Origin of the sequence: Sphingopyxis sp. 22461 (genome assembly GCF_052044915.1) — a bacterium.
In the GTDB taxonomy this organism is placed as follows: Bacteria; Pseudomonadota; Alphaproteobacteria; order Sphingomonadales; family Sphingomonadaceae; genus Sphingopyxis.
On sequence record NZ_JBQENY010000008.1, the window covers coordinates 15,986 to 30,022 of the forward strand.

13 protein-coding genes are annotated in these 14,037 nt (G+C 66.2%); 7 read left to right on the plus strand and 6 right to left on the minus strand.

Annotated features, from left to right (window positions below; genetic code table 11):
* Window positions 1–111: 111 nt before the first annotated feature.
* A complete protein-coding gene (locus tag ACTJI5_RS14165; RefSeq protein ID WP_440860776.1) occupies window positions 112–1,779 on the plus strand; it encodes an AMP-binding protein in 1,668 nt (555 codons plus the stop codon).
* A gap of 94 nt (window positions 1,780–1,873) precedes the next feature.
* On the opposite strand, the gene ACTJI5_RS14170 is transcribed toward ACTJI5_RS14165, so the two are convergent.
* Entirely contained in the window at window positions 1,874–3,163 is a 1,290-nt protein-coding gene (locus ACTJI5_RS14170; RefSeq protein ID WP_440860777.1) for an NADH:flavin oxidoreductase/NADH oxidase family protein, read from the minus strand.
* Between the two features lie 143 nt (window positions 3,164–3,306).
* Between ACTJI5_RS14170 and ACTJI5_RS14175 the strand changes: the two genes are divergently transcribed.
* The 5 genes from ACTJI5_RS14175 to ACTJI5_RS14195 all read left to right on the plus strand — a co-directional run bounded on the left by ACTJI5_RS14175 (window position 3,307) and on the right by ACTJI5_RS14195 (window position 8,522).
* Window positions 3,307–3,741 carry a MerC domain-containing protein gene (locus ACTJI5_RS14175; RefSeq protein WP_082639892.1) on the plus strand — a complete coding sequence of 145 codons (435 nt, stop codon included), beginning with the start codon at window positions 3,307–3,309 and terminating at the stop codon, window positions 3,739–3,741.
* Between the two features lie 102 nt (window positions 3,742–3,843).
* Window positions 3,844–4,308, plus strand: coding sequence for a Fur family transcriptional regulator (locus ACTJI5_RS14180; protein WP_440860778.1), 465 nt, complete (start codon window positions 3,844–3,846; stop codon window positions 4,306–4,308).
* Between the two features lie 34 nt (window positions 4,309–4,342).
* Window positions 4,343–5,179: a hypothetical protein gene (locus ACTJI5_RS14185; RefSeq protein ID WP_440860779.1), complete on the plus strand. Its 837-nt coding sequence runs from the start codon at window positions 4,343–4,345 to the stop codon at window positions 5,177–5,179.
* Window positions 5,180–5,248: 69 nt separating this feature from the next.
* Window positions 5,249–6,772, plus strand: coding sequence for a fumarate hydratase (locus tag ACTJI5_RS14190; protein WP_440860780.1), 1,524 nt, complete (start codon window positions 5,249–5,251; stop codon window positions 6,770–6,772).
* A gap of 211 nt (window positions 6,773–6,983) precedes the next feature.
* Window positions 6,984–8,522, plus strand: a complete 1,539-nt coding sequence (locus ACTJI5_RS14195; protein ID WP_440860781.1) for a M20/M25/M40 family metallo-hydrolase — start codon at window positions 6,984–6,986, stop codon at window positions 8,520–8,522.
* Between the two features lie 150 nt (window positions 8,523–8,672).
* Here the strand turns inward: ACTJI5_RS14195 and ACTJI5_RS14200 are convergent, their stop codons facing one another.
* A complete protein-coding gene (locus tag ACTJI5_RS14200; protein WP_310257356.1) occupies window positions 8,673–9,854 on the minus strand; it encodes a DUF481 domain-containing protein in 1,182 nt (393 codons plus the stop codon).
* A 133-nt stretch (window positions 9,855–9,987) separates the two neighbouring features.
* On the opposite strand from ACTJI5_RS14200, the gene ACTJI5_RS14205 reads away from it, so the two are divergent.
* Complete coding sequence (locus ACTJI5_RS14205) at window positions 9,988–10,263, plus strand: hypothetical protein (RefSeq protein WP_037518141.1); 276 nt, start codon at window positions 9,988–9,990, stop codon at window positions 10,261–10,263.
* Window positions 10,264–10,270: 7 nt separating this feature from the next.
* Here the strand turns inward: ACTJI5_RS14205 and ACTJI5_RS14210 are convergent, their stop codons facing one another.
* From ACTJI5_RS14210 to ACTJI5_RS14225, 4 genes are all read right to left on the minus strand, one after another.
* The gene (locus ACTJI5_RS14210; RefSeq protein ID WP_440860782.1) at window positions 10,271–11,194 is read right to left on the minus strand and encodes a TraB/GumN family protein; all 924 of its coding nucleotides are present in this window, start codon (window positions 11,192–11,194) and stop codon (window positions 10,271–10,273) included.
* An 11-nt stretch (window positions 11,195–11,205) separates the two neighbouring features.
* Window positions 11,206–12,330 carry an MBL fold metallo-hydrolase gene (locus ACTJI5_RS14215; protein WP_440860783.1) on the minus strand — a complete coding sequence of 375 codons (1,125 nt, stop codon included), beginning with the start codon at window positions 12,328–12,330 and terminating at the stop codon, window positions 11,206–11,208.
* A 3-nt stretch (window positions 12,331–12,333) separates the two neighbouring features.
* Window positions 12,334–12,969, minus strand: a complete 636-nt coding sequence (locus tag ACTJI5_RS14220) for a cell cycle transcriptional regulator TrcR (RefSeq protein ID WP_440860928.1) — start codon at window positions 12,967–12,969, stop codon at window positions 12,334–12,336.
* Window positions 12,970–13,073: 104 nt separating this feature from the next.
* On the minus strand, window positions 13,074–13,994 hold the full coding sequence (locus ACTJI5_RS14225; protein ID WP_440860784.1) for a LysR substrate-binding domain-containing protein: 921 nt from the start codon (window positions 13,992–13,994) through the stop codon (window positions 13,074–13,076).
* Window positions 13,995–14,037 lie beyond the last annotated feature (43 nt).

A 14,037-nucleotide genomic window follows, 5' to 3' on the forward strand; every position in this document is an offset into this window, starting at 1 on the left:
ATGCGCTGCCTAGCCGTCCGGACTGCGCGCCGCAAGCGAGCCCGGTTGCAAATCACCTTACTGACCCTAGTGTAAGGAACCCCGCCTATTCGAAGAGGATATCAACCCCCGATGGACAGCCGCTTTTCCTGGTCTACCGATTATCGCCATCCCACGGCCTGGGACCAGGAGTTTGCGCCGCTGTCGCTGCCCGACATGCTCGCCGCCAGCGTCGCGCGGCGCGGCGATGCGCCGATGCTCGATTTCCTCGGCCGCCAGTTCAGCTATGCCGAGGTCGCGCGCGGCGCCGCCCGCGTCGCACGCGGATTGCAATTGCAGGGCATCGGCAAGGGCAGCCGCGTCGGCCTCTTCCTGCCCAACGTCCCACATTATGTCGCAGCCTATTATGGCGCGCTCGCCGCCGGGGCGACGGTGGTCAATTTCTCGCCGCTCTATACGGTCGCCGAGCTCGAGGCGCAGGTCGAGGATTCGGGCACCGAGACGCTGTTCACGATCAGCGCCGCGGCGCTGCTCCCCACTGCATTGAAGGTGCTCGACGGCTCAAGCCTCAAACAGCTCGTCGTGGGCTCGGTCGCGGGCGGGCTGCCCGCGGCGAAGTCGGTGCTCTATCGCCTGTTCAAGCGGACCGAGGTCGCGGCGCTCCCCGAAGACCCCCGCGTCATCCGTTTCTCGGCGCTCACCGACAATGACGGCCGGCCCGAACCCGTCGCGATCGACGCCGAAAAGGACATCGCGCTGATCCAATATACCGGCGGCACGACGGGAACACCAAAAGGCGCCAAGCTGACGCACCAGAACCTCACCGCCAATGCGCGGCAGGTCAATGCGATCGACCCCGACCATGACGCCCCGGACCGCATCCTCGGCGTTCTCCCTTTCTTCCACGTCTTCGCGAACACCTGCGTGCTCAACCGCACGGTGCTCAACGGGGGTTCGATCACGATGCTGCCGCGCTTCGATGCGAAGCAGGCGCTCGACGCGATCACGCGCACCAAAACGACCGCGCTGCCCGGCGTGCCGACGATGTATCAGGCGTTGCTCGATCACCCCGATCTCGCGAAGACCGACTTTTCTTCACTGCGCATCTGCATCTCGGGCGGCGCGCCGATGCCCGGTGAATTGCGTGAGAAATTCACCGCGGCGACGGGTGCCTCGCTCGTCGAAGGCTATGGCCTCACCGAAAGCTCGGGCGTGGTCGCGACCAATCCCTATGAAGGCCCGGTCCAGCCGGGCACGATCGGCCAGCCGCTCCCCGCGACGCACATTCGGCTTCTCGACAAGGAGGATCCGTCGAAGGACGCCCCCGACGGCGAGCCCGGCGAACTCGCGGTCAAGGGGCCGCAGATCATGCAAGGTTACTGGAACCGCGCCGACGCGGACAAGGACAGCTTCACCGACGACGGCTGGCTGCGCACCGGCGACGTCGCGGTGGTCGAGGCCAATGGCTATATCCGCATCGTCGACCGGTTGAAGGACATGATCGCGGTCGGCGGGTTCAAGGTGTACCCGAGCGTGATCGAGGCGCATCTCTACGAGCATCCCGCGGTCAAGGAAGCGATCGTACTCGGCGTTCCCGACGCCTATCGCGGCGAGGCGCCCAAGGCCTTCGTGACGCTGGAGGACGGGTTCCAGGTGAGCGGCGAGGCGCTCGCCGCCTGGCTCAACCCCCAGCTTGGTAAGCATGAGCGGGTGAAGGAGGTCGAGGTGCGGCTGAACCTGCCCAAGACGATGATCGGTAAGCTGGACCGGAAGGCGTTGCGCGCCGAAGAGGGAGCTTAAGCCCCTCCCTCGTCATTCCCGCGAAAGCGGGAACCCAGCGAGCGACCGTTGCAAATGGGTTCCCGCTTTCGCGGAAATGACGAAAATGGAAGGATCAGCTCTCCGCCCGCGCCTTCATAATCGCCTTGTTGCGCGCTTCGAGCGTGCGGAAGGCCGAAAAGACGCTCAGCCCTTCGTCGATCCGGCCCTTGTGGCCGAGCAGCCAGAGCTGCTGGTAGAACCAGTAAATGCCCGCGAAGCCGTCGATCGCCTTGACCATCTGCAAGCGCTTGAGGAAGCCCAGCCAGCCGGGAACGAGCCCGAGGCCGTCCTCATATCGCGGCAATGCCTCGTCGCCTGCCAGCAGGCGCTTGGGCGCGTCCGCCATCAGGCACATCGGCCGGCCGAGCCCGATCACGTCGGCCGCGCCACGCTCGAGCGCCTGCTCCATCGCTGCGCGGCTGCGAAAGCCGCCGGTGACCATCAACGGCACCGACACGCGCGCCTGCATCGCCAGCGCGAAATCGATAAAATAGGCCTCGCGCGCGAGCGTCGACGGCGCGACATTCTGCGGCGCGCTGTCCTCCATCCCCTCGATCCCGAGCAGCTTCGGCTGTTCATAGGTGCCGCCCGAAATCTCGATCAGGTCGACGCTGGCGGCCTCCAGCCACCCCGCGACGGTCAGGCTGTCCTCGAAAGCGAAGCCGCCCTTCTGGAAATCGGCGCTGTTGAGCTTGACCGAGATCGGGAAGGCCGGCCCCGTCGCCGCGCGGATCGCCGCGATGACATCGAGCAGCAGGCGCGCGCGGTTCTCGAGGCTGCCGCCATAATCGTCGGTGCGGCGGTTCGAAAGCGGGCTCAGGAACTGCGACATCAGATAGCCGTGCGCGGCGTGCACCTGCACCCCGGTGAAGCCCGCGTCCTGGCACGCCTTTGCCGCGACCGCCCAGCGCTGCACCAGCTCGGCGACCTCGTCGCGAGTCAGCGGTTCGGGCTGCCCGAACTGCCCGCCGGGCAACCCGAGTTTCACGTCCGATGCCGATTTCGGGTGACGGTTGACCACCGCGGGCGTCTGCCGCCCGCTATGGCTGATCTGCGCCCAGAAATGATTGCCGCCGCGCGTTGCCGCGGCAGCCCAGCGCGAGAGGCGTTCGTGCATGTCGGCGTCGGGCACCCGCTCGATCACGACATTGCCCGGGCGCTCGAGATGATCGCGGTCGATCACCAGATTGCCGCCGATGAGCAGCCCCGCGCCGCCGTCGGACCACAGGCCGTAAAGCCGGTCGAGTTCGGGGGTCGGGCGGCCGTCGGGGGTCGCCATCCCCTCGGTCATCGCCGCCTTGGCGATCCGGTTCGGCAGGATCGCGCCGCAAGGCAGCCTCAGCGGCCGGGCCAGTTCAGACATCGCGCCCCCTTCAGGTTTCGTTCCGCAACTTATGTAGCCCGATCGGCCGTGTCCGCAACCCGAAAGAATATGACAATGTAATGTTGTAACCTTTGTCATGATATGCCATATCTCGGCTCGCTATTGCACCAACGGAGAATCGGGTGACCCAAGTCGCCAGCCATGCCCCTGTCCTGACGCGTCTCGGCGCGGTGGTTCGGGCTGCGCGCGATTCGCGGCCGCTGACATCCTTGAGCGGCGACCAGCTGGCGATGGGATTGTCGGGGCTGTGCCTCGTCCACTGTCTCGCCACGACGATCTTCTTCGCCTCGATCGCGTCGGTCGGCGGGGTGTTTCTCGACAATCATCTGTTCCACGAGATCGGGCTGATCATCGCGATCGGCTTTGCGCTGATCACGCTCGTTTCGGGCGTGCTCAGCCACGGCTATATGATGCCCTTCGCGGTCGGCAGCTTCGGGCTGGGCATGATGGCGGGCGCGCTGTCGCGGCCGCACGACGGCAGCGAAGTGATCGCAACGATGATCGGCGTCGCGGTCGTCGCCCTGGGCCACGACCTCAACCGCCGCGCGCGACACTGATCCCACCGCATCGGAGATGTCCGCAACTTGCGGGCACGCCCTAAACAGCCTACATTGGGACGATAGTTAGCGCGGGATTTCCCACGCTTCGAGGAAACGCCAATGGGCAAGCATGATCATCCGCACGTCGAGGCCAGCGGCGCCTCGCTCGCCAAGGCGGCGCAGAGCGCGCTCGAAGGCGCGGGCGAAGCATGGACCGACATGCGCGCGCAGATTTTCGACGCGGTCGCCGAAATCGGCAAGCCCGCGAGCGCCTATGAAATCGCCGACATCGTCTCGCAGAAGCGCGGCAAGCGCGTCGCGCCGAACAGCGTCTATCGCATCCTCGACCTGTTCGTGGCGAACAACCTCGTCCGCCGCGTCGAAAGCGCGAACGCCTTTGTCGCGAACAGCCATCCCGGCTGCCTCCACGACTGCATCTTCCTGATCTGCGACAGCTGCGGCACCGCGGTGCATGTCGATAACGACAAGATTTCGGGCGGCGTTCGCGCCGCGGCCGAGGCGACAGGCTTCGCCGCCGAGCGCCCGGTGATCGAGGTGCGCGGCAAATGCGCCGAGTGCCAATAAGGTGAGCCGCCGCGCTCCACCGGACATCTAAACGATGGTCGGGGGGCTCCAGCATTGGATCGAAACGCAGCGGACGCGCCCGCCCGCGCCGACGCGCGCGTGGGTCTGGACGCTGGCATTCGGCATCGCGACTTTGCTCTTCGGACTCTATCTGGGTCAGGTCTTTCCGCAGACGGGGCATGACATCGCGCCCGGCTATGGCGCCCCGGTCCTCGCGTTCGAGTTCGCCGGCGGTCAAGCCGACCTCGAAGCGATCTTCGGCTTCTATACCGACCCGCAGCAGGTCACGCGCCTCGCTGCGATGCGGACCGGCAACGAGCGCGACTATCTCTATATGCTGCTCTACGCGGGCTTTCTCGCCAGCGGGTGCATCGCACTCTGGCACGAGCTTCGCCTCCGCGCGCTTCTTGCCGCCGCCGTGCTGCCGGTCGCCGCGGCGCTTTGCGACGCATGGGAGAATTACCTGCTCTTCGACATCCAGGCCGCCTTCACGCTGGGCGACTATTCGCCCGCGATGGCGAGCCTGCCCTACCCCGTTGCCGCCAAGTTCCTGCTGCTCGCCGCGACCAATGTCATGATCGGCGCCGCGGCGACGCAGCTCGGGCGCTGGTGGGCGCTGTTCGGGACGATCGCGATCCTAGCCGCGATCCCGACCGTGATGGCGATCATCACCCCCGCCGCCTTCGCCTGGGCGCTGATGCCATCGGCGGCGGGCGGCTGGCTTCTGCTTCTGGCGCTGGCCGCTACGGGCAGTTGGCGGGCGTTCGCCCACAAACGCCCGCTCGTCGATCTAGGGGCGGCGGTGCCCGAACCCGGCGAAGTACAAACCGCCACCCCGACGCGCCCTGTCTTCGGCCGCCGCCGCACCTGACCCCTTGTCCACCCCGACCGTGCGGGTCTAGGGAAGCCGCGAATCCTGCAAAAGGGCGAAGGGCTGCACATGAACACCGTGATCATCCGCGAAGACGACCTGATCGAAACGATCGCCGACGCGCTCCAGTACATCAGCTATTTCCATCCGATGGACTATATCCGCGCGCTGGGCGCCGCCTACGAACGCGAAGTCTCGCCCGCCGCGAAGGACGCGATGGCGCAGATCCTCTCGAACAGCCGCATGTGCGCCGAGGGGCACCGCCCGATCTGCCAGGACACGGGCATCGTCACCGTCTTCATCAAATGGGGCATGGACTGCCGCCTCGACTCACCCCGCAGCCTGCAGCAGGTCGTCGATGAGGGCGTGCGCAAAGCCTATCTCCACCCCGACAACAAGCTGCGCGCCTCGATCCTCGCCGACCCGGCCTTCAGCCGCGTGAACACGAAGGATAACACGCCGTCGGTGCTCAACGTCGAAATGGTCCCCGGCGCGAAGGTCGTGATCGACGTCGCCGCAAAGGGCGGCGGCAGCGAGAATAAGTCGAAGTTCAAGATGATGAACCCGTCGGATTCGATCGTCGACTGGGTGCTCGAAATGGTGCCGCAGATGGGCGCCGGCTGGTGCCCGCCGGGCATGCTCGGCATCGGCATCGGCGGCACCGCCGAAAAGGCGATGCTGCTCGCGAAGCAGTCGCTGATGGACCCGATCGACATGACCGAGCTGCTCGCACGCGGCCCGTCGAACCCGACCGAAGAGCTGCGCATCGAGCTGTATGAAAAGGTCAACGCGCTCGGCATCGGCGCGCAGGGGCTCGGCGGCCTCGCAACCGTGCTCGACATCAAGATCGCCGACTGGCCGACGCATGCCGCGTCAAAGCCCGTCGCGATGATCCCGAACTGCGCCGCCACCCGCCACGCGCACGTCACACTCGACGGCAGCGGCCCGGCGTTCCTCGAACCGCCCGTGCTCGCCGACTATCCGCAGATCGACTGGAAGCCCGATACGGCCGCGATCCGCGTCGATCTCGACAATCTCACCCCCGAAGTCGTCGCAAGCTGGAAACAGGGCGACCGCATCCTCTTGAGCGGCAAGATGCTCACCGGCCGCGACGCCGCGCACAAGCGCATCGCCGACATGCTGGCGAAGGGCGAGGAACTTCCCGTCGAATTCAAGGGCCGCGTCATCTACTACGTCGGCCCGGTCGACCCGGTCGGCGAAGAAATCGTCGGCCCCGCAGGGCCCACGACCGCGACGCGCATGGACAAGTTCATGGACATGATGCTGGACCAAGGTCTGCTCGCCTGCGTCGGCAAGGCCGAACGCGGCCCCGCCGCAACGCAGGCGATCGCCAAGCACAAGAGCGCGTACCTCATGGCGGTCGGCGGCGCGGCCTATCTGGTCGCGCGCGCGATCAAGGGGTCGAAGGTCGTCGGTTTCGCCGACCTCGGCATGGAAGCGATCTACGAGTTCGAAGTCCAGGACTTCCCCGTCACTGTCGCGGTCGACAGCGAAGGCCAGAATGTCCACGTCAACGCGCCGAAGCTGTGGCAGAAACGGATCAAGGACGAAGGGTTGCTCGAGAAGGCGTAACTCCTCCCTCGTCCTTCGTCACCCCGGCGAAGGCGGGGGTCTCGCCTAGCGGCGCGAAACCTCCGAAACGGCGAGATTCCGGCCTTCGCCGGGATGACGATCGTGGGACGACGGCCGGTCGCTACCCACGTAACGGTAAGTCCCCGACACGCGCTTGCGTTTCGCCGCCGATGCGGCACATTGCTTCGCATACGAAGCAGGCAGGGGACGCATGATGGATTTCCGTGAGCTTAACCGACTGAACCGCCGCGACATGTTGCGCGGCACCGCGATGCTGGGGGCGGGTGCCGCGTTCATGCAGCCCGTTCCGCTCTGGGCGCAGTCGGGTACGATGACGGATATCCGCAAGGCCGCCGAGGCGGGCAAGGATGCGTCGATCAAGCGCATCCGCGACTGGATCGCCCTCCCCTCGATCGCCGCCGAAAATCGCAGCATGCCCGAGGGCGCGGCCTATATGGCCGAGCTCGCGAAGGACGCGGGCTTCACCAATGTCGAGATCGTGCCGACCGACGGCCACCCCGGCGTGTTCGGCACGATCGATGTCGGCGCGAAGCGCACGCTCGGCATCTATTTCATGTACGACGTCAAACAGTATGACCCGGCCGAATGGTCGTCGCCCCCGCTCGAGGGCAAGATGGTCGAGCGCCCCGGTTTCGGGCAGGCGATCATGGGCCGCGGAGCAGTGAACCAGAAGGGGCCCGAGGCGACTTTCCTCGCCGCGCTCCACGCGATCCGCGCCGCGGGGCGCAAACTGCCGGTGAACATCGTGCTCGTGTGCGAGGGTGAGGAGGAGATCGGCTCGCCGCACTTCCGCCAGATCGCGACCAAGCCGAACATCCTCGCCGCACTCAAGAAGTGCGAAGGCATTTTCATTCCCTTTGCCTCGCAGGGCAAGACGGGCAACGTCACGGTCAACCTCGGCTCGAAGGGGATCATCGAGCTCGAACTGATCGCGAGCGGCGAAAAATGGGGCCGCGGTCCGAAAGGCGATGTCCATTCGAGCCTCAAAGCCATGGTCGATTCGCCCGCATGGCGGCTGGTGCAGGCATTGCAGACGCTCGTCACCCCCGACGGTAACAAGCCCGCGATCGAGGGCTGGTTCGAAAATGTCCGCCCGCTCACCGACCGCGAAAAGACGCTGATCCGCGAAGCCGCGAAGGCGGGCGACGAGGCGCAGCAGAAAGCGGCGCTTGGCATCACCCACTGGATCGACAATCTCTCCTACGACGACGCGCTGATCCGTCTCGCGCAGGAACCGACGGTCAATATCGAGGGGCTGGTCGCGGGCTATACCGGCCCCGGCGGCAAGACCGTGCTGCCCGGCAAGGCGGTCGCCAAGCTCGACCTGCGCCTCGTTCCCAACCAGACGCGCGCCGAGGCTGAGAAGAAGCTGCGTGCGCATCTCGACAAGCATGGCTTCACCGATGTCGAGGTCAATGTATCCGGCGGCTACGATCCGACGGAGGTCGCCGAGGACAGCCGCCTCGTCCGCTCGGAACTCGCGACGTACAAGAAGCTCGGCGTCGCGACGAGCCTCAACCCGCGGATGGCGGGCAGCTGGCCGGGATCGACCTTCACCGCGCCGCCGGTGTCGATCCCCGCGGCGCATTTCGGTATCGGCCACGGATCGGGTGCGCACGCCCCCGACGAATATTTTCTGATCGATTCGACCAATCCCAAGGTCGCCGGGCTCGTCGACGCGACGATGGGCTTCGCCGAATTCCTCTACGTGCTGGCGGCGATCAAATAGGCGGAAGATTCTCCCTGTGCCGCAGGCATGGGGAGGTGGCAGCGCGAAGCGCTGACGGAGGGGCGAAGACGCGACGTCACGGCCCCTCCACCACGCATCTGCGATGCGCGGTCCCCTCCCCATCGCTTCGCGACAGGGAGGATCAAACTTCTAGAACCCGTACACCAGCGTAAACCGCGTCTGCGTGTCGACGCTTTCGATGCCCGGCGGCGGGCTTGTGTCGATCTGCGCCGAATAGGCGATGCGCGCCGACAACGCGCCGGTCAGCTTGGCGCTGAGCGCGGTCTGCGAGCTGGTCGACCCATTGGCCTCGCCGATGATCGTCGATGCGACCTGTGTCAGCCGCAGCGTCGGCGAGATCTGCCAGCCGAAATCGAGCCCCGCGAGCGCGGTCAGTTCGGTGTCCTCTTCGCCGTTCACGAAGTCGGTCTGGCGAAACGCCGGGCCGCCCTTCAGGCTCAGCGTCATCTTCTTGCTATCGACGACCTTGTAGCCGAGCCCGCCCGACAGGTTCCAGCGCGTGTCGTACCCGAGAATCCGGTCATGTTCCCAGCGGCCGAGGCCAAAAGCAAAGGTGCGGTCGTTGATCCGATATTGCGGCTCGATCTCGCTCAGATAGCGTTCGACCGACGTCTTGCCGTTGGTGCGCTGGTAATCGGCCTGCGCGCGAAACTTGTGCGTCCAGTCGATCCCCTTTCGCGCAAGCGCGACGCCGGCGCTCAGCCCGACGGACTCGGTGTTGCCGCTGCTCTGCGACGCACCGATCTGCCCCTCGCCCTTCCAGTTCTGCCAGAATTTCGACGCGGCCAGTCGAGCGCGCTCGGCCGCCGCCGCCTCGTCCCGCAGACGCTTTCGTTCGGCGCGATAGGCGAGGAGTCGTTCCTCGATCTCCGCTGCATTCTCGGGATTGGTTTCCTTCGCGAGCTTTGCCACCGCCTCGACATCGGCATCCTTGGCGGTCGCCATCGCGGCTGCGAGCATATTGCCCACCGGGTCGGGCGGCGTCTCGGGGGGATGCTCGCTGCGATAATAAGCGAGGAGCGCGTCGATTTCGCCGATATTACGCGGGTTGGTCCGTCTGGCGACCTTGGCCACCGCTTCGACATCGTCATTGTCGCCGCTCGCGAAGGCGGCGTCGATCATCGCGCGCACCGCGTCGGGCAACACCGGGTCGGGCTCCATCAGTGCCGTGGGAATCGGATTGGCCAGTACCGGGTCGACGAGCACGGGGTTCGGCTGCGGCGGATCGACCGGTTCCTGCGACGCGTGCGCCGACGGAACGGCTAGAGCGAGCGGCAGGCAAAGCGCGGCCAGGCGGGGGAGAGTTGTCACCGAAGACGTCCTTCTCTGGGGGGCAGGAGCCGGGTTCGTTCGATCGACCGCGCGGGGCCGGTGCGCGAGCGATGCGCCCCTATAAACCGAAAGTTGCTGGCATTTCCACCCCGCGTCCCCCATTTGCAAACCTATGGTTATCGCGCTCATCGCCATTTTCTGTGCCGGTGTCGGCAATTTCGCGATGCACCGCGCCTTCATGGAAAGCGACGACCCGCTGATCCAGCAGATGGTCAAACCACTTGCCGACAAGGTCGGGCCGAACATCACCTATGTCTTTGAATTCCTGCTGCTCGTCGGCGCGATGGCGATTGCGACGCGGAACTGGTTCACCGCGCTGATGCTCTATGGCCTCTATACGATCTTCAACGCGATGGCGTTCAGCTGGATCATGCAAAGACCGCGATAGGCCGTGACTACCAGGCCGGGCCGGTAATCGGCAGGCCTTGCGCCTTGAGCCGGTCGAGCACGCCGTCCTTTTCGGCCAATATGCGCAGCGGAACCACCGCCAGCGTCACGCCGGGCTGCACCGTCGCATCGCGGATCGCACCGAACCACGTCTGACGCAGCTCGGGACCGAAGCTGTCGTTCGTCCACGGCCAGCAGCGCCCGAGCGCCTCCTCGAGCGGGCTCGCCATCACCGCGGGCACGTCGAATTCGGTCCACGCGCGGCCGCGCTCGATCACCACATCGCCGCCCGCCTCGACCGCCGTCATCGCGGCTTCGAGGCAGGGGATATGCGTCTCGGGCGCCGCGGCGAACAGATTGTCGAGCATATCCTCGCCGCGTACCTCACCGACGGGCTGCGTCGGAATCTTCGACTGCCGCGCGGCCTTGCGCACGACGTCGGACGCGTCGTCGGCGCTGTCCTTGTTAAAGGACAAGCGTTTCGAGAGCAGGTCGAACGCCGTCATCAGGAAATTCGAGCGCGCATAGTCCTGATCGAAGCGCGTTTCGAGCGCATGGAGCCGCTGCATCTGGCGCACATCGAGATAGTCGGCGGCGACACGCTCCTTCGGCAATTTGGTGAGCCCGCCGCCCTTGAAGATCAGCCGCAGGATGTCGCCCGGCGACACCTTCGCCTTGGTGCCGAGGATGACGCGCTGCGCCCGGTCGGTCGCGCCTTCGAGCCGCTCGGGCCGCCACGGCGTTGCCTTCGGAACCGCCGCGATCTCGCCGACGAGGATGACGACGCCGGTCGGCGTCTGGATCGTCCACATCGGCGCACCCGAACGGCGCGCGGTGACAACAATCTCGTCATTCGCCTGATCGGCGGCCGCCGGTTCGGTCGCCCGCGCGGCAGGCGATGCCACCGTCGCGGCCGCGAGCAGTATCGCCATCGCACACCGCATCAGGCTACGCCGTGATACCACCATACGCCATCACGGTCCTCGCGCTGCACGCGCCCTTCGACCTCGAGCCGTTTGAGATGCGCGAGCGCTTCGCCCGTCGCGAGGCCCTGATTATGTTCGCCGATCGGGCGGTTGAAGAGCAGGGGGAAACTGTCGACCGCGCGCATCGGCGCCTTCGCCGCGGCTTCGGCGAGATTGTAGAGCCGCATCCGATGCTCGTCGCGCAGCGCCATCAGGCGGACATGCAGCCCCTTGAAGGGCTCGCCATGCGCGGGGCAGGTGACGACATCGGCGGGCACCGTCGCGAGCAATTTGTCGATCGACGCGAGCCATTCGCCCAGGGGATCGGCGTCGGGTTCGGTGATATTGACCGAAACGTTCGAGCTGATCCGCGGCAGCACCTGGTCGCCCGAGACGAGTACGCCCTCTTTCTCGTTCCACAGGCACGCATGTTCGGGGCTGTGCCCCGACCCGGTGACGACGCGCCACTGGTGCGCGCCCATGTCGAGGCGGTCGCCATCCTTGATCCGCACATAGGAGCGCGGCAGCGTGAAGATCATTCGCTGGAACATGTTCCAGCCGCGCGCTTTGGACGCCTCGATCGCCGCTTCATCCCAGCCCGCGGCGCGCGACTGCGTCAGCACCTCGTCGGGGGCGGTGTCGGACGAATCGGCGACGATCGCGCGCGCGGTGAGCATCTCGCCGCGCGTCATCCACAGCTTCACGTCCTGCTTCTTCGCGATCCAGCCCGCGAGGCCGATGTGGTCGGGATGGAGGTGCGTGCCGATCACGCGCGTGATGCGCTTGTCCTTCAGCGCGCCGGCAAAAAGTGCCTTCCACGCATCGGAACACATCGTCAGGCAGATGCCGGTATCGACGACGGCCACGCCGTCGCCATCATCGAGCAGCCAGCTGTTGATATGGCCGAGCGACCCCGGCATCGGGATGCGCGCCCAGCTGATGCCGTTCGCGATGCGGATCGTCTCGCCCGCGCCCGGCGCGGCTTCGCCCCATGGATAGGTGAGGCCCGCATGGCTCGTCGCGGTAAAGCTGTCGTCCTGGGTCAGCGAAGCATCCGGCGAGCCGCTGGCCGCCGGGATATTATCCTCGTCCGTCCCCGCCATGCCTCAGGCTTCGCCGTCGGCTTCGGCTTCCTCGGCGGCGCGCGCTTCGTTCGCGGCGGTGCGTTCGGCACGCAGCTCTTCGAGCAGCGCTTCGCGGTCGCCCTCGAAACGGCTGTCTTCGGGCGCCTTGATGCCGGCCTTCTTCGCCGCCTTGGCGACGAGCGCGTCGAGCTCGCGCTGCGAGCAGAGGCCGAGCGTCACCGGATCCTTGGGGACAATATTGGCGCTGTTCCAGTGGCTGCGGTCGCGGATCGCGCCGATCGTGTTGCGGGTGGTGCCGATCAGCTTGCCGATCGCGCCGTCGGACACTTCGGGATGGTTCTTCAGGATCCAGGCGATGCCGTCGGGCTTGTCCTGGCGCTTGCTGACCGGGGTATAGCGCGGGCCGCGGGTGCGGCGAATCGTGTCCTGCGCCTGCTTGCTCATCTTGAGCTTGTAGTTCGGGTCGTTCTGGCCCTTTTCGATTTCTTCCATCGACAGCTCGTGCGCGCGGACGGGGTCGCGGCCGGTATATTTGGTCGCGGCGGTCTCGTCGGCGATCGCCTGCACTTCGAGGATGTGGATGCCGCAATATTCGGCGATCTGGACAAAGGTGAGGCCGGTGTTGTCGACCAGCCAGGCGGCGGTCGCGTGCGGCATCAGCGGGGTGGCATCGGCGTTGGCCATGACGGAAACTCTCCAAGCGGAAATAATAAGGGCCGCCCCTTGCGAGGCGGCCGTTCGGCGGCTGATGTAGACCTGTTTTAGGCTGCGGGCAAGGGGTGGTCGCCCGCGGCGAAGCCCGCGACCGATTCGACGAGCCACGCGCAAACCGCGCGCACATCGGCGCAGGCCATGTTCGCGGGCGTCGCAAGCATATGGTAGCTCTCCCCTTCGATGACCGGGCCGAAGGGATGGACCAGCAGCCCGGCATCGATCTCCGGCCGGGCGAGGATCAAGCTTCCGATCATAACGCCATGCCCTGCGACCGCCGCCTGCACGGCGTGATCGTCCGAACTGAAACGCGGCCCTTCATCGACGGCCAGCCCCTCCATCCCGGCAAGCCGTGCCCACCGCCGCCAGTCGGACGCGTTGGCGGGCTGGCGCCATTCGACGTGCAGCAAAGTGGCGCGCGCGAGATCCTCCGGTCCGGTGAGGCCGAGCTTCGGGCTGCAGAGCAATCCGAAGCGTTCCGAAAAAAGCGGCCGGCCGACCAGCCCGTCAAAGGGCCCGCGACCATAACGAACCGCGACATCGGCCAGTCCCGCCGCCAGATCGACGGGCTCGTTCGAGGAATGCAGCCGCAGATCGAAATCGGGAAAGCGTTCGCGAAACGAGCCGAGCGCGGGCAGCAGCCTGCGTGCCGTAAACTGGATCGTCGCGGTTAATGTCACCGCCGCACGCCGGGACCCCGGCGCGAGATCGGCAAGCGCCCGGTCGAATGCATCGAACCCGTCGCGCAAGGTCGGATATAATCGCTCGCCCGCTTCGGTCAGCGCGACCTGCCGCACCTGGCGCGTGAACAGCGCGAGCCCCAGCACATCCTCCAGCAGACGAATCTGGTGGCTGATCGCCGTCGGCGTGACGGCCAGCTCACCGGCTGCTCGCTGGAAACTGAGATGACGTGCCGCCGCCTCAAAGGCGCGCAACGCCGCCAGCGGCGGCAATTTCCGGTTTCGTGTCATGGATGAGGAAAATCGATCCATTGGCTGAAGTATTCGCGTTCGA